This is a genomic window from Cupriavidus sp. C3SS-1 (genome assembly GCF_057073755.1).
Genome location: NZ_CP172699.1, coordinates 1,749,185 through 1,769,219 on the forward strand (window position 1 = coordinate 1,749,185; position 20,035 = coordinate 1,769,219).

The following is a 20,035-nucleotide window of genomic DNA, read 5'->3' on the forward strand; positions in this document are numbered from 1 at the left end:
CCGGCAGTTGTCGTTATTGTGACGCCAAATACATCAGGACGCCAGTTGTTGCCACGTGTCGACGACCGAATCCGGGTTCAGCGAGATCGACTTGATGCCTTCCTTGACCAACCAGGCGGCAAAATCCGGGTGGTCCGAAGGACCCTGGCCGCAGATGCCGACATACTTGTTCTGGCTGAGGCAGGCCTGAATCGCACGCGAAAGCATGAAGCGCACAGCAGGGTCGCGTTCGTCGAAGTCCTTCGCCAGCAGCTCCATGCCGGAGTCGCGGTCCAGGCCCAGGGTCAGCTGGGTCAGATCGTTCGAACCGATCGAGAAACCATCGAAATGCTCCAGGAACTGCTCGGCCAGGATGGCGTTAGACGGCACTTCGCACATCATGATGACGCGCAGACCATTCTCGCCACGCTTCAAGCCATGCTTGGCCAGCAGGCCGATGACCTTCTCGGCCTGGCCCAGCGTACGGACGAACGGCACCATGATCTCGACGTTGGTCAGGCCCATTTCGTCGCGCACGCGCTTCATGGCCTTGCATTCCATCTCGAAGGCTTCGGCGAAGTCTTCGGCGATGTAGCGCGACGCACCACGGAAGCCCAGCATCGGGTTTTCTTCGTCCGGCTCGTAGCGCGAGCCACCGATCAGCTTCTTGTACTCGTTGGACTTGAAGTCCGACAGGCGCACGATGACCGGCTTGGGATAGAACGCGGCACCGATCGTCGCGATACCTTCTGCCAGCTTGTCGACGTAGAACGCGCGCGGGCTGGCATGGCCGCGGGCCACGCTTTCCACTGCCTTCTTCAGGTCGGCATCGACTTGCGGGTAGTCGAGGATGGCCTTCGGGTGCACGCCGATGTTGTTGTTGATGATGAACTCGAGGCGAGCCAGGCCCACACCGGAATTCGGGATCTGCGCGAAGTCGAAGGCCAGTTGCGGGTTGCCCACGTTCATCGTCAGCTTGACGGCGATCTCCGGCATTTCACCGCGCTGCACTTCCGTGACTTCGGTTTCGAGCAGGCCGTCGTAGATGCGGCCTTCGTCGCCCTCCGCGCACGACACGGTGACCAGCGTGCCGTCCTTCAGCACGTCGGTGGCGTCGCCGCAGCCGACCACGGCCGGCACGCCCAGTTCACGGGCGATGATGGCCGCGTGGCAGGTACGGCCGCCACGGTTGGTGACGATCGCCGAGGCGCGCTTCATCACCGGCTCCCAGTTCGGGTCGGTCATGTCGGCCACCAGCACGTCGCCGGGCTGCACGCGCTCCATCTCGGCCGGGTCGTTGATGACGCGCACCGGGCCGGTACCGATCTTCTGGCCAATGGCGCGGCCGCTGGTCAGGATCGGGGCGGTGCCCTTCAGCTTGAAGCGCTGCTCGGCCTTGCCGGCCGACTGGCTCTTCACGGTTTCCGGGCGGGCCTGCAGGATGTAGATCTTGCCGTCCTTGCCGTCCTTGCCCCACTCGATATCCATCGGGCGGCCATAGTGCTTCTCGATGATCACGGCGTACTTGGCCAGCTCCGACACGTCGGCGTCGGTGATCGAGTAGCGGTTGCGCAGTTCGGCGGGAACGTCAACGGTCTTCACGCGGCCGGCTTCGCCCGGCTTGGTGAATTCCATCTTGATCAGCTTGGAGCCGATCGAGCGGCGGATGATCGGGTACTTGCCAGCCTGCAGCGTCGGCTTGAAGACGTAGAACTCGTCCGGGTTCACGGCGCCCTGCACCACCGTTTCGCCCAGGCCATAGCTGGAGGTGATGAAGACCACGTCGGGGAAGCCCGATTCGGTGTCGATGGTGAACATCACGCCCGACGAAGCCAGGTCCGAACGGACCATGCGCTGCACGCCTGCCGACAGTGCGACCACGTCATGCGCAAAGCCCTTGTGCACGCGGTACGAAATGGCACGGTCGTTGTACAGCGACGCAAACACGTGCTTGATCTTGTCCAGCACGTCGTCGATGCCGCTGACGTTCAGGTAGGACTCCTGCTGGCCGGCGAAGGAAGCGTCCGGCAGGTCTTCGGCCGTAGCGGAAGAACGCACGGCGAACGATGCCTCGGCACCTTCGCGCTCGGCGGCACGGGCGTAGAACTCGCGGACTTCCTGCTCCAGGCGCGGCTGGAACGGTGCCTCGACGACCCAGTTGCGGATCTCGGCGCCGGCTTCGGCCAGGGCCTTGACGTCATCGACGTTCAGGGTCTTCAGGCGATCGGAAATGCGCTGGGTCAGGTTGTTGTGAGCGAGGAAGTCGCGAAACGCCAGCGCGGTGGTGGCAAAACCACCGGGGACACGGACGCCGGCTTCGGCCAGCTGGGAGATCATCTCGCCCAGCGACGAATTCTTGCCGCCAACCGTTTCCACATCCGACATGCGCAACTGCTCGAACGGCTGCACGTAGGCGCCGTTATTTGCCTGGTTAGTCATGAAAGCCTCAAAACAAAGTAAGAAATCTGGCGCGACTGTCCGGTATGTTCTTGTTGTTCTGTTCCCGGAGCTCTGTTCATAAACAGATCGCTTGGCTAAACAACCCCGCACACATCAGGGGAATTGTGTTTTGTGGCTCTCGTCTCGCAGCGCACATTGTCAACAATTCCAGCCGGGAAGGCCGCACCGGCAAAGGCCCAACGGAATTGCTTAGCGAAAAGATCGCCGCTATTCTACCGTGCTGCGCCGCACTTTTCTGCGGAACATCCAATCTATTTATTCTGCTTGCCCATGTCTGAGCCTGTCGCGCCGGACGGCGCCCAGCCGGCGAATGCCGGTGCCACGCCGCAGTCTCCCCAACCCGTCGCGAGCGACCGCCCCGCCACCCGCACGGTATTCATCGTCTCGGACGGCACCGGCATTACTGCCGAAACGTTCAGCCACTCGATCCTGGCACAGTTCGAGATGCGCTTCCGCAAGGTGCGCATGCCGTTCGTCGATACTCCGGAAAAGGCACATATTGCCGTCGGGAAAATCAACGAAGCGTTCTACGCTGAAGGTGCTCCGCCGATCGTCTTCACCACGCTCGTCAATCAGGAAGCGAACAAGGCACTGCGACGCGCCAAGGCGATGATCCTGGACATGTTCCAGACCTTCATCGAACCGCTGGAAAAGGAACTCGGGCTCAAGTCGACGCACGCGATCGGCCGCTTTCACCAGAACGCGGATACCGAGGCCTACAAGAACCGCATCGAGGCCATCAATTTCTCGCTCGCCCATGATGACGGCCAGTCACACAAGAACTTGCAGGAGGCCGACGTCATCCTCGTCGGCGTTTCGCGCAGCGGCAAGACGCCGACCAGCCTTTACCTGGCCATGCAGTACGGCCTGAAGGCTGCGAACTATCCGCTGATTCCCGACGACTTCGAGCGCGGCAAGCTGCCCAAGGCCCTGTACGACTACAAGAGCAAGATCTTCGGCCTTTCCATCGACCCGCAGCGTCTCACGGAAATCCGCAACGAGCGCCGTCCCGGCAGCAAGTACGCCGCCGTGGAAAACTGCCGCTACGAGGTGAACGAGGCCGAGGCGATGATGCGCCGCGAGGGCATCAAGTGGCTATCATCGACGCACAAGTCGATCGAGGAAATTGCCACGACCATCCTGCAGGAAATCAAGGTCGATCGCGACAACTACTGAACGTCGCGGCGCCTATGGCGCCGTGCGCCGCTGCCGCACTGCCTCGAACAGGCAGATCGCGGTCGCGGCCCCCACGTTCAGCGATTCCAGGCCGCCAGGCTGCGGAATGCCGACGGTGCGCGCCACGCGCTCCATCCATGCCGCGCTGACGCCTGCGCCTTCGTTGCCCACGATCCATGCGACCGGCTGGCGCAAGTCGGTATCAAACACCGCCGCGTCGGCATGCGATGACGTCGCCAGCAGTGGCACGGCCAGCCGCGGCGCCAGCATGTCGATGGTGCAGTGCTCGACGATGTTCAGGTGGAAGTTGGCGCCCATGCCGGCGCGCAGCGTCTTGATTGACCACGCGAACGCGCAGCCGGTGCCCAGGAACGCGTGACGGATACCCGCCGCGGCCGCGCTACGCAATATCGACCCGACATTGCCGGCATCCTGCAAGCCATCGAGGATAATGCAGTCTTCCTCGATCCGCGCCGGCAAATGTCCCGGCGGGGTTTCGATCACCAGCATCAGGTCGATGCCATTGGCTACGCCGCTGACCTGCACGAACAGCGCGTCGGCCAGTACGACGACGCGCTGGCTATCGATCTGTGACAGCAAGGGTGCCACTTCCGCATGATCGTAGTGGCGCTCCGACACCACGCAGCTTACCGGTTGCCCCAGCGCCCCGACATAGGCCTGGGCAAGGTGCACGCCATCGAGCAGCGACTGCCCGGCCTTGCGGCGCTGGTGCGTCGATGTGGCGAGCGCCTTGAGATGTTTGAACAGCGCGTTGTCGCGCGAAGTGACGTGCTTCACAGGTTGATTCTCGATGCGCGCGCTGCGCTCAAAAGGCTGCCGGGCCGCGGGCCAATGCCTCGCGCACGGGTGCGAACGACCGCCGATGGTGCGGCGAAGCGCCGAATTGCGCAAGGGCCGCCAGATGCTGCGGCGTCGGGTAGCCCGAGTGGGCGTCGAAGCCGTACTGCGGATAAGCGTCATGCAAGACCAGCAGCTCCCGGTCCCTTGCAACCTTCGCCAGGATGGACGCCGCCGAGATAGCCTTGACCAAGGCATCGCCCTTGACGATCGCCTCGACCGGAAACGGTACCTGCGGGCAGCGGTTCCCATCTACCTGGACCAGGTCCGGCGTAATGCCCTTCTCAGCCAGTCCCTGCACTGCACGCTGCATGGCGAGCATGGATGCATGCAGGATGTTGATGGTATCGATCTCTTCCACGGTGGCGAAGGCGATATGCCAGCCCAGCGCGCGTTCGCAGATCTTGTCGTAAAGCTCCTCGCGCTTTTTCGCGGTGAGAATCTTCGAATCCGCGAGCCCGCGAAGCATCGGCCTGGCCGGATCGAACACCACGGCCGCGGCGTACACCGGCCCGGCGAGCGGGCCCCGACCTGCCTCATCGACACCGCACAGGAACCGGACGCTCGCCGCGACCGGTGCCAGGTCGAGTCCCATTTGCGGAGACGGCGAATCGCGGCGCGCCATCAAGCCAGCCCTCGCGCGCGCACGAGGTCAACGACCACGTCAGCGGCAATCTGCGCGGTATTGCATTTGAGCGTTTCGTGCATGCGCGTGAAGTGTTCGTACAGGAAGGCGATATTGCCCTGGTCGTTGAGCTGCAGCAGCGTCTCGCGCGCCAGCGCTTCGGGCGTGGCATCGTCCTGCAGCAACTCGGGCACGACAAAGCGACCTGACAGGATATTCGGCAGGCCGACGTAGGGCAGGTAGCCCTGCCGCTTCATAATCTGCGCGGTCAGCCAGGGCACCTTGTACGAGATCACCATCGGCTTCTTGTACAGCGCCGCTTCCAGCGTCGCGGTGCCGCTGGCCAGCAGCACCACATCCGCGGATTCCATGGCCAGGTGCGAATTGCCATCGACAATCGTCAGGCGCAGCTCCGGATACTGCAGGTGCAGGCTCTCCACGATGGCGCGCAACGGCGCGCTCGCGGCCGGAAGCACGAACGCCAGGTTCGGGTCCATGCGCTGCATCTGCGCCATGGCGGCAAAGAACGTGGCGCCGAGATTGCGTACCTCGGACTGCCGGCTGCCCGGCAGCACCGCCACCACGCGATGGCCCGCGGGCAGGCCCAGCGCCGCGCGCGCGCCCGCGACATCGGGCACCATCGGAATGACGTCGGCCAGCGGATGGCCTACATAGGTGGCCGGAATGCCGGCCTTGGCATAGATCTCGGGCTCGAACGGAAACAGGCAGAGGATGTGGTCGACCGCGCGCGCGATGGTGCGGATGCGCCCGCCCCGCCAGGCCCAGATCGATGGGCTGACGAAATGGACCACCGGAATCCCCGCGCGCCGCAGCGGCACCTCGAGCCCGAAATTGAAGTCCGGCGCATCGACGCCAATAAAGCAGACCGGCGGATTGGCCAGCAGCGAATCACGGATGGCGCGGCGCGTGGCCAGGATCTCGCGCAGCGAACCCAGGACCTCGACGTAGCCATTGACCGACAGTGTCTCCATCGGCCAATGTGAAACAAATCCCTCCGCCATCATGCGCTTGCCGCCGATGCCGGCATAGCTGACCGTATCGCCCAGCCGGGCCTTGAGCCCGCCCAGCATCAACGATGCCAGCAGGTCGCCGGAGGCTTCGCCGGCCACCATGGCAATGGTGCCGCGCTGGCTTGCGTTGCTTGCAGTACCGTCAGGCGAGCTGCCCCGAATCGCGACGTCGACCATGTCCGGCCAGTCTCAGCGTACGATGCCGCGCTGGGTAGCGGCAATGAAGTCCAGGAACGCGCGCAGGGGCTCTGCGGTGCTCGCATCGGCTTGCGCCAGCAGGGCGCCAATTTCATTGCGGGCGTCGTCGAAGCTGAGATCCGACTTGTAGAGCAGCTTGTAAGCCTGGCGCAGCGCGGCGATCTGCCCAGCATCAAAGCCGCGGCGGCGCAGGCCTTCCACGTTGACGCCGTGCGGCGTGGCCTTGTTGCCGCTCTTGTCGCTGGCCGCGATCACGAACGGCGGCACGTCCTGCACCAGGGCGGAAGCACCGCCCAGCATGGCATGGGCGCCGATGCGCACGAACTGGTGCACGCCGCTCATGCCGCCGAGGATTGCCCAGTCGCCCACTTCCACGTGGCCGGCGATCTGTGCGTTGCTGGAGAATACCGTGTGGTTGCCCACCGAGCAGTCATGCGCGATGTGCACGTAGGCCATGATCCAGTTGTCGCTGCCGATCGTGGTCACGCCGCGATCCTGCACCGTGCCGGTGTGGATCGTGGTGAATTCGCGGATGGTGTTGCGATCGCCGATATCGAGCCGGGTCGGCTCGTTGCGATACTTCATGTCCTGCGGCACACCGCCCACCGAAGCGTACGGGCCAATCTTGTTGCCTTCGCCGATCGTGGTATGGCCTTCGACCGTCGAGTGCGCGCCGATCTGGGTGCCGCTGCCGATCCGCACATTCGGCCCGACAATGGAAAACGGGCCAACGGTCACGTCGGCCGCAAGTTCTGCTTTCGGGTCGACCAGTGCGGTGGGATGGATTTGCGTCATACGTCCTGTCCTGTTGGTCTGGTGTCTGGGGGCGTGGCTGGGCCGCCCCGGCCCAGGCGTGGCGGCAGGTAGCCGCCGTGCCCGCGGCGCTGCCGCGGGCATGTGGACTCAGGCGTCAGCCTGCTTGACGGTGCACATCAGCTCCGCCTCGCACGCTACCTTTTCGTCCACCGTGGCAAATGCCTTGAACTTCCAGATGCCGCGGATATAGCGCTCCACGGTCACATTCATATGCAGCTGGTCGCCCGGGTAGACGACCTGCTTGAAGCGCGCGCCGTCGATGCCGACGAAGTAGTACAGCGCGCCTTCCTTGCGCTCCATGTCGGCGCCGAAGGTCAGCAGGCCGGCCGATTGGGCCAGCGCTTCCAGGATCATCACGCCCGGCATGACCGGCTGGCCGGGGAAATGTCCCTGGAAAAACGGCTCGTTGATGGTGACGTTCTTCAGCGTCTTGATACGCTTCTGCGGTTCGAACTCGAGCACGCGGTCCACCAGCAGCATCGGGTAGCGATGGGGCAGCAGCTTGAGGATCTTGCGAATGTCGATTTCGGCGGCGGTCATGATCTTTCTCTTGTCTTAGTCTTGTGAGGTTTGGGTCCCGGCGGACTGGCCGCGCAGGCGGCGCTCCAGCTGCATGACGCGTTCGCGCAGCTTGGTCAGGCCGCGCACGATCGCGGCGTTGCGCTCCCATTCGCCATGCGGCAGGAACGGAAACACGCTGGTAAAGTGGCCGCCGGGCTTGGTAATGGATTTGGTGATCGAGGTCCCGCCCGACACCGTGGTGCGTTCGGCGATGGTCAGGTGCCCCGAGAAATTCGCGGCACCGCCGATCACGCAGAACCGTCCGATGCGCGTGCTGCCCGACACCGCCGCGCAGCCCGCAATCACCGTATGGGCGCCAACCCGCACGTTGTGCGCGATCTGGACCTGGTTGTCGATCTTGCAGCCGTCTTCGATCACGGTATCGGCCATCGCGCCACGGTCGATGGCGGTATTCGCGCCAACTTCGATATCGTTGCCGAGTATTGCCCGGCCCGTCTGCGGAATCTTCACGTACTCGACGCCGGTGGGACCAATGTCCGGCGCAAAGCCGAAACCGTCGGCACCGATCACGACCCCGCTGTGCAGGATCGCGCGCGCGCCCACCACGCAATCGTGGTAGACGGACACATTGGCGTAGATCAGCGAATCGTCGCCGATCTCCGCATTGGCGCCGACGAAGCAGTTGGCCAGGATACGCACGCGCTCGCCGATGCGCGCGCCCGATTCAATCACCACGTTCGGCCCGATGAAGCACGAAGCCGGAACGGCAACCCCCGGGGCAACGCTGGCGCGCGGGTCGATGCCCGTGCGCGTGTCGCGGTTGGCCCGGTCGAAGCGCTGCGCAATCCAGGCGAAGCAGGCGTACGGATTGCGCGCCACCAGCCAGTTGCGGCCATCGGCCGCCCCTTGCGCACGGATGCGCTCCAGATCCGGCGCCGACACGATCACGGCACTGGCGTTGGAAGCCAGCGCCTGCGACAGGTAGAGCGGATTGGAGAGAAACGAGAGCTCGCCGGGACCGGCCTGGTCCAGCGGAGCCAGGCCAATGATCGCGAGGTCGGGATCACCCACAACCTGCGCGCCGTTCTCGGTGGCGAGCTGCCCCAGTGTGGGTGTCTGCATGGCGGTACTTCCTGAAAAAAACGGCCAGTGGCTTACTTGCCGCCGGCGTTCAGCGCCTTCATCACATCGTCGGTGATGTCGATGCGCGGGTTCACGTACACGGCTTCCTGCACGATCAGGTCGTACTTGCGCTGCTCGGCAAGCGAACGGATCACGCGGTTGGCGCGCTCGAGCACCTGTGCCAGTTCCTCATTGCGGCGCTGGTTCAGGTCCTCGCGGAATTCGCGCTGCTTGCGCTGGAACTCGCGGTCCAGGTCCGCGACTTCACGCTGGCGGCGCTGACGATCGGAGTCGGCCAGCACGGCCGTGTCCTTGTCCAGCTTGTCAGCCATGCCCTTGATCTTCTGGGCCATGTCCTGCAGCTCGCGGTCGCGCTTGGAGAACTCCTGCTCCAGCTTGACTTGCGCGGCCTTGGCCGGCTGCGAATCGCGCAGGATGCGCTCGGAATTCACGGCAGCAATGCGGGCTTCCTGGGCCATCGCCGGCGCTGCGGCGCACAGCGCCGCAGCAGCCACCGCGGCGGCGCTCAGGGTCTTGACCAATTTGGATTTTGTATTCATGAAACAGATCCTTTTACAGAATCAGAACGCAGTGCCGATCTGGAACTGGAAGCGTTGAACCTTGTCGGTCTCGTCCTTCTTCAGCGGGAAGCCCATGCTGATCTTCAGCGGGCCGATCGGCGACAGCCACGACATGCCGAAACCGGTCGAGTACTTCAGTTCGCTGAACGACAGTGGCGCGCCTTCCTGGTACACGTTACCGAAGTCGAAGAAGGTGAACAGGCGCAGCGTGCGGTCCACGCCCGAACCCGGCAGCGGGAAGATGAATTCCACGTTACCGATCATCTTGGACGCACCACCCACCGGGTTGCCGTTCTGGTCCTTCGGGCCCAGCGTGCTGGTCTGGTAGCCACGCACCGAGCCGATACCACCGGCGTAGAAGTACTTGTACACCGGGAACGGGGTGTTGCCATAGCCGTGGCCATAAGCAACTTCACCGTTAAGCGCGAGCGTAAAGGCCTTCGAAAGCGGATAGAAATACTGCTGCTGCACGCTGGCACGGTAGTACTGCACGTCGCCGCCCGGAATCCCGACTTCCAGGTTGGCCTGGGTGTAAGGGCCCTTGGTCGGCACCAGCGCCGAGTCACGGCGGTCACGCGCCCAGCCGATCGTGAACGGGAAGTTGTTGATCGGCGACGCGGTACCCACGGTCTGGCCGGCCGGAAGCTTGCCGATGTCGTGCAGGAACTTGACATATTGGGCCGGCGTATTCGGCGAGACCGAGATACGGGTCCATTCGTAGCCGATGCCGAAGAACACGGTATCGACTTCCGAGAACGGCACGCCGAACTTGAAGCCGCCACCCGCCGTTTCGATCTTGTAGTCCTGGTCGCCGGTGTAGTACAGCGGACGCGACGTACGGTAGTAGATATCGGTCGAGCGGCTGATGCCATCCACCGTGAAGTACGGGTCGTACTGCGTCAGCGCAATGGTACGGAACGACTTGGCGGTGTTCACGTCCAGGCCCAGGCTGGTACCGGAGCCGAACACGTTGTCCTGCCGCAGGCCGGCCTGCAGCACCAGCTTGTCCGTGGACGAGAAGCCCACGCCCAGGCTGATCTGGCCGGTCGGCTTTTCAGTCACATTGACGTTCACATCGACTTGGTCAGGCGCGCCCGCCACGTCCTCGGTGGTGATGTTCGTGTCGGTGAAGTAGCCGGTGCGGTTGATACGCGCCTGCGACTGCTGGAGCTTCTCGCTGTCGAACCACGAGCTTTCCATCTGGCGCATTTCACGGCGCACCACTTCGTCGCGGGTCTTGCTGTTGCCGACCACATTCACGCGGCGCACGTACACGCGGCGGCCCGGATCGACCATCAGCGTCAGCGCGACTTCACGCTTTTCCTGATCGATCTGCGGCTGCGGGTTGATCGTCGTGAACGCGTAGCCATAGGTGCCGAGCAGGTCCGTAATGGACTTGGTGCTGGCCGTCAGCTTTTCGGAAGAGAAAATATCGCCCTTCTTCAGCTGCAGCAGCTTTTCCATTTCCTCCTGCTTGCCGAGCAGTTCGCCGGCCAGGCGGATATCGGACACCTTGTACTGCTCGCCTTCCTTGATGTTCAGCGTCAGGTAGATGTCTTTCTTGTCCGGCGTGATCGACACCTGGGTCGACTCGATGGCGAACTCCAGGTAACCGCGGTTCAGGTAGTACGAACGCAGTGCTTCCAGGTCAGCCGTGAGCTTCTGCTTGGAGTAGAGGTCGTTCTTGGTGTACCAGGACAGCCAGTTCGGCGTGGACAGCTGCATCTCGTCACGCAGCGTGCCTTCCTTGAAGGCCTTGTTGCCGACGATATTGATCTGCTTGATCTTGGCGACCGGGCCTTCTTCCACGTTGAACACGACCGACACGCGGTTGCGGTCCACCGGCGTAATCGTGGTCTGCACGTCGGCCGCGTAATAGCCGCGGGCCACGTACTGGCGCTTCAGTTCCTGCTCGGCCTTGTCGATCAGGGCCTTGTCGTAGTAACGCGCTTCGGCGACACCCACGGCGCGCAGCGAGCGGCGCAGCGTGTCCTTGTCGAATTCCTTGATGCCGACGAATTCGAGCTGCGAAATAGCCGGGCGCTCTTCCACCTGCACGACCAGCACGCCGTCTTCGGCGCGGATCTGCACGTCCTTGAAGAAGCCCGTGTTATACAGGGCGCGGATGGCGTCGGCGCCCTTGTCGTCGGTGAACGTCTCACCGACGCGGACGGGAAGGTAGCCAAAGACCGTACCGGGTTCCACGCGTTGCAGACCCTCAACGCGGATGTCCTTCACGACAAACGGATCGGCGGCCCAGCCTGCCGGGCTCCAGGCTGCAATAATGGCACTCGCTAGCAAGCCCAGCGAGATGCGCTTATGTCTGATCAATCTTGATCCCCTCTTTGATTCCATCCAGGATTGCGCTCCGATGCTTCGTGGGACTGCGCCTGTCAAAGCGTCCCGGGCGATGGTGTCGGCAACACGACCGCCCTGCTTGCCGTGACCTGTTTCTAGCCATTGGCCAGGAACATCCGGCTGACGTCATTGAACAAAGCGAGCGAAGTCAGGAGCAAGATGCAGGCGATGCCTACCTTCTGCAGCATTGCCTGCCAGTGGTCTGGGACGGGCCTGCCAGTCAAAAATTCCACGCAATAATACAGCAAATGCCCCCCATCCAGAACCGGAATAGGTAACAAATTCAGCACGCCGAGGCTGACGCTGACCAGCGCCAGGAAGCTGACAAAGGCCTGTACGCCGAGGTGAGCGGCACGTCCGGCGTAGTCCGCCACGGTCAGCGGGCCGCTCAGGTTCTGCAGCGAGGCCTGCCCGATCAGCATCTTGCCGAGCAGCTTGAGCGACAGGACGCTGGTGCTCCAGACCTGGCCGGTGGCGCGGGACAGCGCCAGTACCGGCCCATAGCGCACGGTTTCCATCTGCACCGCCTGGGTAAGCGCCGCGCCCAGCTTGCCCGACGGGGCTGCCCCCTGGGCGTCGCCTTCGCGGGGTGGCGTGCTGTCTAGCGTTACCGGAACATCGAGGCGCCGGCCGCCGCGTTCGATGCCCAGCGCCACGCGCTGGCCCGGCTGCGCGCGCACTGCCTTGATCAGTTCAGCGGCCTGCGTGAGAGGTGTGCCCTGCCATGCCACGACCCGATCGCCCGGTTTCAGCCCTGCCCGTTCCGCCGCGGAACCGGGCAGGACTTCCGTGATCGTCACGGGGCCACCCTTCAGCGCCAGGCCCATCATGGCAAGCGGATCCTGATCAGGATTGCTGCCGGTGCTCGGCAGCCGGGCCAGCGTCAGGTCGCGCTCGCCGCCGTCGGCGCCGCGCACGCGCAGCACGGCGCGCGCGTCACCGAAGCCTTCGGCAAATACCGCCATGCGCAGCTCGTTCCACGAACGGATGGCTTCTTTACTCCCGTTGGCCTCCAATGACAGCACCCGGTCGCCTTCGCGCACGCCGGCCAGGGCCGCCACCGTGCCGCTCGCTGGAGCTGTGAGGATGGGTGCCGGCTCGCGCATCCCGCCTGTAAAGAGTGCGAAGTACAGTACGATCGCCAGCACGAAATTGGCCAGCGGTCCCGCCGCGACAATGACAAAGCGCTTGCCCACCGGCTGCCGGTTGAAGGCGCGTGGCAGCTCGGCCGGGTCGATGGCCGCATCGTGCTCGGGGTCCCGTTCGCGCTCGTCCAGCATCTTGACGTAGCCGCCCAGCGGGATCGCCGCGACGGTCCATTCCGTGCGGTCCCTTCCCTTGGAGGTCCAGCGCAGCAGCGGCCGGCCGAAGCCGATCGAGAACCGCAGCACCTTGACTCCGCAAGCGCGCGCGGCAAGGTAGTGGCCCATCTCGTGCACGAAGATCAGCACGCAGAGGGCGACGACAAAGGCGATTACGGTTTGCATGGCAGGGTCGTCAGGAAAGTTGGCCGGGCTGGCGATGGCCAGGCCGCATGACGGTCGCACCTGTCAGGAGCGCGCGCCATCGCAGCATTGCCATTGTCGCAGATGCCACTGGCCACGCTGTCAGCGCGGCGCGCTGATTGTTAGCTCCTGTAGACAGGCACGTGCAGCGTGCCGCGCCTTCTGGTCGGCATCGAGCACGCATTCAAGCGAATCGGCGGCGTGGTTGGGTGTACTTTCCAGCACGTTGCCGACGATCCGTGCGATGTCGGTAAAGCGGACGCTACCCTGCAGGAATGCGTCCACAGCCACTTCGTTGGCCGCATTCAGCACCGCCGGCGCCACACCGCCCGCGCGCAGCGCGTCGAAGGCCAGTGCCAGGCAGGGAAACCGCGCCAGGTCCGGCCTTTCGAAATTGAGCGCGCCGGCCAGAGTCAGGTCCAGCGCGGAAACCCCCGCATCGATCCGCTCGGGATAGGCCAGGCCATAGGCGATCGGCGTGCGCATATCCGGATTCCCCAACTGCGCCAGCACCGAACCGTCGCGATAGGCGACCATCGAATGCACGATGCTCTGCGGGTGAATCAGCACTTCAATATGCTCGGCCGGCGCCGCGAACAGCCAGTGGGCTTCGATGACCTCCAGCCCCTTGTTCATCATGGTGGCCGAATCTACCGATATCTTGCGTCCCATGACCCAGTTGGGGTGGGCGCAGGCCTGGTCCGGCGTGATGTCATGCAGCGTGGAGGGGTCGCGCGTACGGAACGGACCGCCGGACGCCGTCAGCACGACCTTTGCCACACCGGCGCGATAGCGCTGATCGTTCGCCGGCAGGCACTGGAAGATGGCGTTGTGTTCGCTGTCGATCGGCAGCAGCGTGGCGCCGTGCTCGCGCACCGCATCCATGAAGATGCGCCCGGACATGACCAGCGCTTCCTTGTTGGCCAGCAGTACGCGTTTGCCGGCGCGCGCAGCCGCCAGCGTGGGGCGCAGCCCCGCCGCGCCGACGATCGCGGCCATGACCGAGTCGGTCTGCGCATCGCTCGCGACCGACTCCAGCGCGGCCTCGCCGTGGCTGACTTCGGTCGTGACCCCGGCGGCGCGCAGCAGCGCTTCCAGCTCCCGAGCGGCTTCCGGCGTGCCCACGACGGCGCGGGCGGGCCTGAACTCGATGCAGCTCGCCGCCAGCTTCTGCACCTGCCGGTGCGCGGTCAGGGCATGTACTGCATACCGGCCGGCGTGGCGCCGCACCACGTCGAGCGTGCTTTCGCCGATCGAGCCGGTTGCGCCGAGGATGGTAATTCGATGCATATCAGGACAGAACGGCTTCAGAAATAGGTCACCATCAGGGCCGCCAGCGGAAACACCGGCACCAGGGCATCAATGCGATCCAGCACGCCGCCATGGCCCGGCAACAGCCGGCTGCTGTCCTTCATGCCGACCTGCCGCTTGAGCAGCGATTCGAACAAGTCGCCGATGATACTGGCCGCAACCAGGAGCGTGGTCAAGAGCGCCACCAGCACCAGCCCGCCATGGTCGGCCATGACAGAGAACCAGGTCGGGGCAAACGCATGCGTCGCCGCCAGGCTCAGGCCGATCAGCATCGCCAGCAGCCAGCCGCCGATGGCGCCTTCCCAGGACTTGCCCGGGCTGATGGATGGCGCCAGCTTGCGCCGGCCGATGGCCTTGCCGACGAAATAGGCGCCAATGTCGGCGGCCCACACCAGCACCGCCGCCGTCAGCAGCACGCCGATGCCGGCGCCACGCAGGATCATCGTTGCGTGCCCGAAGGCGGGCAGCATGATCAGGCCGAGAATGGCGCCCAGAAGGGTGAAGCTGGCTGTTGCCGAGCGTACGCCGCGCGCGAGAAGCACCAGCGCAACGCCCCAGCAGACCACGGCTGCCTGCAGCAGCCAGACCAGGCCCTGGCGGGACGGGACATCATGCCAGGCGATCAGGGCCAGCAGGCAGGCCACCGCATAGACGTAAGGCCAGGCGCCGCGCAGGCCGATAAGCCGCCCGAACTCCCAGCCCCCGAGCAGCACGATCACCGCGACCAGGCCGGCCAGCGCCGAAGGCGGCGCCAGGAACAGGATCGGCAGAATCAGCAGCAACAGGCACAGGGCGGTGATGACGCGGGTGAGAAGCATGCGCTGCTAGTCCCGTGGAAAGGTGGATCGGCCTGCCGCTCAGGCAGTGCCGGACAGCCCCGGCGCAACCAGCTGCGCGCTGGTGCGGCCAAAGCGGCGTTCACGCTGGCGGTACGAGGCGAAGGCCTTGTCGAGCTCGGCGGCGTCGAAGTCCGGCCAGTAGACGTCGGTGAAATACAGCTCGGAATAGGCCAGCTGCCACAACAGGAAATTACTGATGCGCTGCTCGCCCCCGGTCCGGATAAACAGGTCCGGCTCCGGCGCGTAGGACATCACCAGGTGCGGCGCCAGCACCGACTCGTCGATCGACTCGGGATCGAGCATGGGCGAGCGGGCCAGCATCTTGCGCATGGCCTGCAGCAGGTCCCAGCGACCGCCGTAGTTGGCGGCGATGGTCACGGTCAGGCCGCTGTTGTCCGCCGTGCGCGCCTCGGCATCCCGGATCAACTGCTGGATGCGCGGACTGAAGCGGCTCAGATCCCCGACCACACGCACGCGGATATTGTTCGCGTGCATCTTGACCACTTCGCGGCGCAGAGCCGTCATGAACAGGCGCATCAGGAACGAGACCTCGTCCGCAGGGCGGCGCCAGTTCTCCGAGCTGAACGCAAACAAGGTCAGGAATTTCACGCCGCGAGCGGCGCTGGCTTCCACCACGGCGCGCACGGCGTCGAGTCCGCGACTGTGACCGGCCACGCGCGGCAGATGGCGTTGCGTCGCCCAGCGGCCGTTGCCATCCATGATGATGGCAACGTGGCGGGGCACATAAGTGGTGTCAGGGACGGCGAGCGTAGAACTGATGTGCTGCATGGTGGCAAACGACACTGAAGACTCCGGCGACAAGGCGCGGGGCAGTCCTCAGACCGTCATGATCTCCTTCTCTTTTTCGGCGACCAGCTTGTCGATTTCGGCAACGAACTTGTCGGTCAGCTTCTGCACATCGTCCTGGCCGCGGCGCTCGTCGTCCTCGGAGATGGTCTTGTCCTTCACCAGCTTCTTGAACTGCTCGTTGGCGTCACGGCGCAGGTTGCGCACCGCTACCTTGGCGCCCTCGGCCTCACCCTTGACGACCTTCGTCAGCTCCTTGCGGCGCTCTTCGGTCAGGGCCGGCATCGGCACGCGGATGACCTCGCCCATGGTGGCCGGGTTCAGGCCCAGGTCGCAGTCGCGGATGGCCTTCTCGATCGCGCCAACCATCTTCTTTTCCCAGGGCTGGACGGTAATGGTGCGGGCATCGCCCAGGCCGACGTTCGCGACCTGGCTGATCGGTACCATCGAACCGTAGTAGTCCACCTGTACGTGGTCGAGCAGGCCGGTGTGGGCACGGCCGGTGCGGACTTTAGCCAGATCGGCCTTGAAGGCCTCGATCGACTTCTGCATCTTCTGCTCGACGCTCTTCTTGGTTTCGGCGACGCTCATCATTACCTCCGGAATCAGCTACCAGAATCCCGGCATCCCGGGATCGAAAATGAATCATTCTACTCTTTGCCGGGCCGCGCACCAGATTTCGCGCCCGGACCGCCTTCAGACGTGGACCAGCGTACCTTCGTCCTCGCCCAGGATCACGCGCTTGAGCGCGCCCGGCTTGACGATCGAGAACACCTTGATCGGCAGCTTCTGGTCGCGGCACAGCGCGAAAGCCGTGGCGTCCATGACCTGCAGGTTGCGCGAGATAGCCTCGTCGAACGTAATCGTGGTGTAGCGCGTGGCGCTCGGGTCCTTCTTGGGGTCCGCCGTGTACACACCGTCCACCTTGGTGGCCTTGAGTACGATCTCGGCGCCGATCTCCGCCCCGCGCAGCGCCGAAGCGGTGTCGGTGGTGAAGAACGGGTTGCCGGTGCCTGCGGCGAAGATCACCACCTTGCCCTCTTCGAGCTGGCGGATGGCGCGCGGACGGATGTAAGGCTCGACCACCTGGTCCATGCGCAGCGCGGACTGGACGCGCCCTTCGATATTGGCGTGGCGCATGGCGTCCTGCAGGGCCAGCGCGTTCATCATGGTGGCCAGCATGCCCATGTAGTCCGCGGTGGCGCGATCCATGCCGGCCGCACCACCGGCGACGCCGCGGAAGATATTGCCACCGCCGATCACGACCGCGACCTGGACGCCGAGCTTCACGATCTCGGCAATGTCATTGACCATCCCTTCGATGGTGGCGCGGTTGATGCCGAAGGCATCGTCGCCCATGAGGGCTTCACCGGAGAGTTTCAGTAGGACGCGCTTGTAGGCTGGCATGTTCACCCTCGGACAGGAGCAAGTCGCTCGATTTGAGACGTATAGTTTTGATACACCCGTGCGGCAGGCCGCGCGAATGCCGGATTGAACCGGTTTTCGAGGTCACCCGCGACGGGCGGATGACCCCGGAAACTGGCTGTTGCGGTGCACACAAGGAGACCGCGTGCTGCTGCTTCGATCCTACTTACACAGAGGGGCACCTCGCGGCGCCCCTTCGGCATTATAGGCGGCGGGCCAACCCGGAAGGGTGGCACCCCGCCCCGGACATCAGCCCTTCTGTGCAGCGGCCACCTGGGCGGCCACTTCGGCAGCGAAGTCGTCCTGCTTCTTCTCGATGCCTTCGCCCACCACGTACAGGGTGAAGCCCTTCACGGTCGTGTTGACAGCCTTGAGCATCTGCTCGACGGTCTGCTTGTCGTTCTTCACGAACGGCTGGTTGAACAGCGACACTTCCTTCAGGTACTTCTGGACCGAACCTTCCACCATCTTGGCGGCGATTTCGGCCGGCTTGCCCGACTCGGCAGCCTTCTGCTCGGCAATGCTGCGCTCCTTGGCGATCAGCTCGGCAGGAACCTGCTCAGCCGACAGCGACACCGGCTTCATGGCGGCCACGTGCATGGCGACGTCCTTGGCGGCAGCTTCGTCGCCGTCGAACTCGACCATCACGCCGATACGGGTGCCGTGCAGGTACGAAACCAGCTTGCCGCCGTTGGCGTAGCGCACGAAGCGGCGGATCGTCAGGTTCTCGCCGATCTTGCCGATCAGGGCGGTACGGGTGGCTTCGACGCTCACGCCATCGATTTCCAGCGCCGACAGCGCGGCCACGTCGGCCGGGTTCTGCTTGGCGATCAGCTCGGCGACCTTGGCCGAGAAAGCCAGGAAGTCGTCGTTCTTGGAGACGAAATCGGTCTCGCAGTTCAATTCGACCAGCACGCCGGTGGTGCCGTCGATGAACGAGGCGACCACGCCTTCGGCGGTCACGCGCGATGCGGCCTTGCTGGCCTTGTTGCCCAGCTTGACGCGCAGCAGCTCTTCAGCCTTGTTCAGGTCGCCGTCGGCCTCGGTCAGGGCCTTCTTGCATTCCATCATCGGCGCGTCGGTCTTCGCGCGCAGTTCAGCCACCATGCTTGCGGTAATTGCCGCCATTTGTCACTCCTTGAATGGTTCGCGCCGGGTGCCCCAGTTTCCTGTCTGGCAACCGGCCGGGGTGTACAGCCTCACCCGCGGCAGAGCTTGCCTGCGGCGGATGACAACAATCCAGATACTGCAAATTTAAAAAAAGGGGGCGCCGGATGTGCCCCCTTTTCTTCTTGTCGCCGTGCCAAGGCCGGTATTCACCGGCTCCGCGCAACGCCCCGTACCTTTTGCCAGGTCCGGTGGCCGATGCATTGAGATCGTTCCGTGGCGATGCGCGTGATCGGGGTCCTCTCGGCAGCCGGCTATCAGCCTTCCTGCACTTCGACGAAGTCGTCACCGCCGCGAGCGGCTTCGACAACTTCCTGAACGGCGTTGGCACGGCCTTCCAGGATCGCGTCAGCCACGCCGCGCACGTACAGGGCCACGGCCTTGGACGAGTCGTCGTTGCCCGGGATCACGTAGTCGATGCCTTCCGGCGAGTGGTTGGTATCGACCACGCCGATCACGGGGATGCCCAGCTTCTTGGCTTCGGTCACGGCAATCTTGTGGTAGCCGACGTCCACCACGAAGATGGCGTCAGGCACGCCGCCCATTTCCTTGATGCCGCCGATCGACTTTTCGAGCTTGATCATTTCGCGCTCGAACATCAGCGCTTCCTTCTTGCTCATGGTTTCCAGCGCGCCGGCTTCCTTGGCGGCTTCCATGTCCTTCAGGCGCTTGATCGAGGTCTTGACCGTCTTGAAGTTGGTCAGCATGCCGCCGAGCCAGCGGGCGTCGACGTAGGGCATGCCGGCGCGGCCAGCTTCTTCAGCCAGGATTTCACGCGACTGGCGCTTGGTACCCACGAACATGACGGTGCCGCGATTGGCAGCCAGTTGACGCACATACTTCATTGCGTCCTGGAACATCGGCAACGTCTTTTCGAGGTTGATGATGTGGATCTTGTTGCGGTGACCGAAGATGTAGGGGGCCATCTTCGGGTTCCAGAAGCGGGTCTGGTGGCCGAAGTGGCAACCGGCTTCCAGCATTTCGCGCATGGTAACGGACATGTGATTCTCCAATAGGGTTAGGTCTGAAGTCCGCCCCGACATTCCTGAAAAGGAACACCCCGGATGGGCGGACCAGCGATTTCACGATTTCAAAAACGACCGCAGCGGCAAATGTTGCACCGCAATCAGGCCAGCCGGCTATTCTAGCAATAAATGCCCGCACCACTCAAGCGGAGCCGAACGCTGCCGACGGGACGCGGAAAAACGGCCAGGCCCCTCTCATCTGACCCCGATTGCCGGGCGAACCGCTGCGA

Annotated in this window: 18 protein-coding genes; 1 reads left to right on the plus strand and 17 read right to left on the minus strand. The window is 64.1% G+C overall.

From position 1 onward, the window contains the following. Nucleotides 1-33 precede the first annotated feature (33 nt). A complete protein-coding gene (gene ppsA / locus ACIGJC_RS08070) occupies nucleotides 34-2,418 on the minus strand; it encodes a phosphoenolpyruvate synthase (protein WP_483708235.1) in 2,385 nt (794 codons plus the stop codon). Nucleotides 2,419-2,709: 291 nt separating this feature from the next. On the opposite strand from ppsA, the gene ppsR reads away from it, so the two are divergent. Further along, on the plus strand, nucleotides 2,710-3,615 hold the full coding sequence (gene ppsR / locus ACIGJC_RS08075; protein WP_483708237.1) for a posphoenolpyruvate synthetase regulatory kinase/phosphorylase PpsR: 906 nt from the start codon (nucleotides 2,710-2,712) through the stop codon (nucleotides 3,613-3,615). A 12-nt stretch (nucleotides 3,616-3,627) separates the two neighbouring features. On the opposite strand, the gene ACIGJC_RS08080 is transcribed toward ppsR, so the two are convergent. The 16 genes from ACIGJC_RS08080 to rpsB form a co-directional block, all read right to left on the minus strand. Then, nucleotides 3,628-4,413 carry a TrmH family RNA methyltransferase gene (locus tag ACIGJC_RS08080; protein WP_483708238.1) on the minus strand — a complete coding sequence of 262 codons (786 nt, stop codon included), beginning with the start codon at nucleotides 4,411-4,413 and terminating at the stop codon, nucleotides 3,628-3,630. Nucleotides 4,414-4,441: 28 nt separating this feature from the next. Beyond that, nucleotides 4,442-5,098, minus strand: a complete 657-nt coding sequence (gene rnhB, locus ACIGJC_RS08085) for a ribonuclease HII (protein WP_483708239.1) — start codon at nucleotides 5,096-5,098, stop codon at nucleotides 4,442-4,444. Continuing rightward, nucleotides 5,098-6,231 (minus strand): lipid-A-disaccharide synthase, encoded by a 1,134-nt coding sequence (gene lpxB, locus ACIGJC_RS08090; protein WP_483711494.1) that lies wholly within the window; start codon nucleotides 6,229-6,231, stop codon nucleotides 5,098-5,100. Before lpxB ends, rnhB begins: the two co-directional genes overlap by 1 nt. A gap of 87 nt (nucleotides 6,232-6,318) precedes the next feature. Continuing rightward, nucleotides 6,319-7,122, minus strand: coding sequence for an acyl-ACP--UDP-N-acetylglucosamine O-acyltransferase (lpxA, locus tag ACIGJC_RS08095; protein WP_483708240.1), 804 nt, complete (start codon nucleotides 7,120-7,122; stop codon nucleotides 6,319-6,321). A gap of 108 nt (nucleotides 7,123-7,230) precedes the next feature. Beyond that, nucleotides 7,231-7,683 carry a 3-hydroxyacyl-ACP dehydratase FabZ gene (gene fabZ / locus ACIGJC_RS08100; protein ID WP_483708241.1) on the minus strand — a complete coding sequence of 151 codons (453 nt, stop codon included), beginning with the start codon at nucleotides 7,681-7,683 and terminating at the stop codon, nucleotides 7,231-7,233. A 15-nt stretch (nucleotides 7,684-7,698) separates the two neighbouring features. Continuing rightward, nucleotides 7,699-8,787, minus strand: coding sequence for a UDP-3-O-(3-hydroxymyristoyl)glucosamine N-acyltransferase (lpxD, locus tag ACIGJC_RS08105; RefSeq protein ID WP_483708242.1), 1,089 nt, complete (start codon nucleotides 8,785-8,787; stop codon nucleotides 7,699-7,701). A gap of 32 nt (nucleotides 8,788-8,819) precedes the next feature. Next, entirely contained in the window at nucleotides 8,820-9,347 is a 528-nt protein-coding gene (locus ACIGJC_RS08110) for an OmpH/Skp family outer membrane protein (protein ID WP_483708244.1), read from the minus strand. Between the two features lie 21 nt (nucleotides 9,348-9,368). Further along, nucleotides 9,369-11,723, minus strand: a complete 2,355-nt coding sequence (gene bamA, locus ACIGJC_RS08115) for an outer membrane protein assembly factor BamA (RefSeq protein WP_483708245.1) — start codon at nucleotides 11,721-11,723, stop codon at nucleotides 9,369-9,371. A 98-nt stretch (nucleotides 11,724-11,821) separates the two neighbouring features. Continuing rightward, nucleotides 11,822-13,213, minus strand: a complete 1,392-nt coding sequence (rseP, locus tag ACIGJC_RS08120) for an RIP metalloprotease RseP (RefSeq protein WP_483708246.1) — start codon at nucleotides 13,211-13,213, stop codon at nucleotides 11,822-11,824. A gap of 120 nt (nucleotides 13,214-13,333) precedes the next feature. Continuing rightward, nucleotides 13,334-14,521 (minus strand): 1-deoxy-D-xylulose-5-phosphate reductoisomerase, encoded by a 1,188-nt coding sequence (gene ispC, locus ACIGJC_RS08125; protein ID WP_483708247.1) that lies wholly within the window; start codon nucleotides 14,519-14,521, stop codon nucleotides 13,334-13,336. A gap of 17 nt (nucleotides 14,522-14,538) precedes the next feature. Further along, nucleotides 14,539-15,360: a phosphatidate cytidylyltransferase gene (locus ACIGJC_RS08130; RefSeq protein WP_483708248.1), complete on the minus strand. Its 822-nt coding sequence runs from the start codon at nucleotides 15,358-15,360 to the stop codon at nucleotides 14,539-14,541. Nucleotides 15,361-15,399: 39 nt separating this feature from the next. Next, nucleotides 15,400-16,170, minus strand: coding sequence for an isoprenyl transferase (locus ACIGJC_RS08135; protein WP_483711495.1), 771 nt, complete (start codon nucleotides 16,168-16,170; stop codon nucleotides 15,400-15,402). Nucleotides 16,171-16,218: 48 nt separating this feature from the next. Beyond that, nucleotides 16,219-16,779 (minus strand): ribosome recycling factor, encoded by a 561-nt coding sequence (gene frr / locus ACIGJC_RS08140; protein ID WP_483708249.1) that lies wholly within the window; start codon nucleotides 16,777-16,779, stop codon nucleotides 16,219-16,221. Between the two features lie 105 nt (nucleotides 16,780-16,884). Next, complete coding sequence (gene pyrH / locus ACIGJC_RS08145) at nucleotides 16,885-17,595, minus strand: UMP kinase (protein ID WP_483708250.1); 711 nt, start codon at nucleotides 17,593-17,595, stop codon at nucleotides 16,885-16,887. Nucleotides 17,596-17,862: 267 nt separating this feature from the next. Next, nucleotides 17,863-18,741 (minus strand): translation elongation factor Ts, encoded by an 879-nt coding sequence (gene tsf, locus ACIGJC_RS08150; protein WP_483708251.1) that lies wholly within the window; start codon nucleotides 18,739-18,741, stop codon nucleotides 17,863-17,865. 296 nt (nucleotides 18,742-19,037) lie between these two features. Then, nucleotides 19,038-19,781: a 30S ribosomal protein S2 gene (rpsB, locus tag ACIGJC_RS08155; protein ID WP_483708252.1), complete on the minus strand. Its 744-nt coding sequence runs from the start codon at nucleotides 19,779-19,781 to the stop codon at nucleotides 19,038-19,040. Nucleotides 19,782-20,035 lie beyond the last annotated feature (254 nt).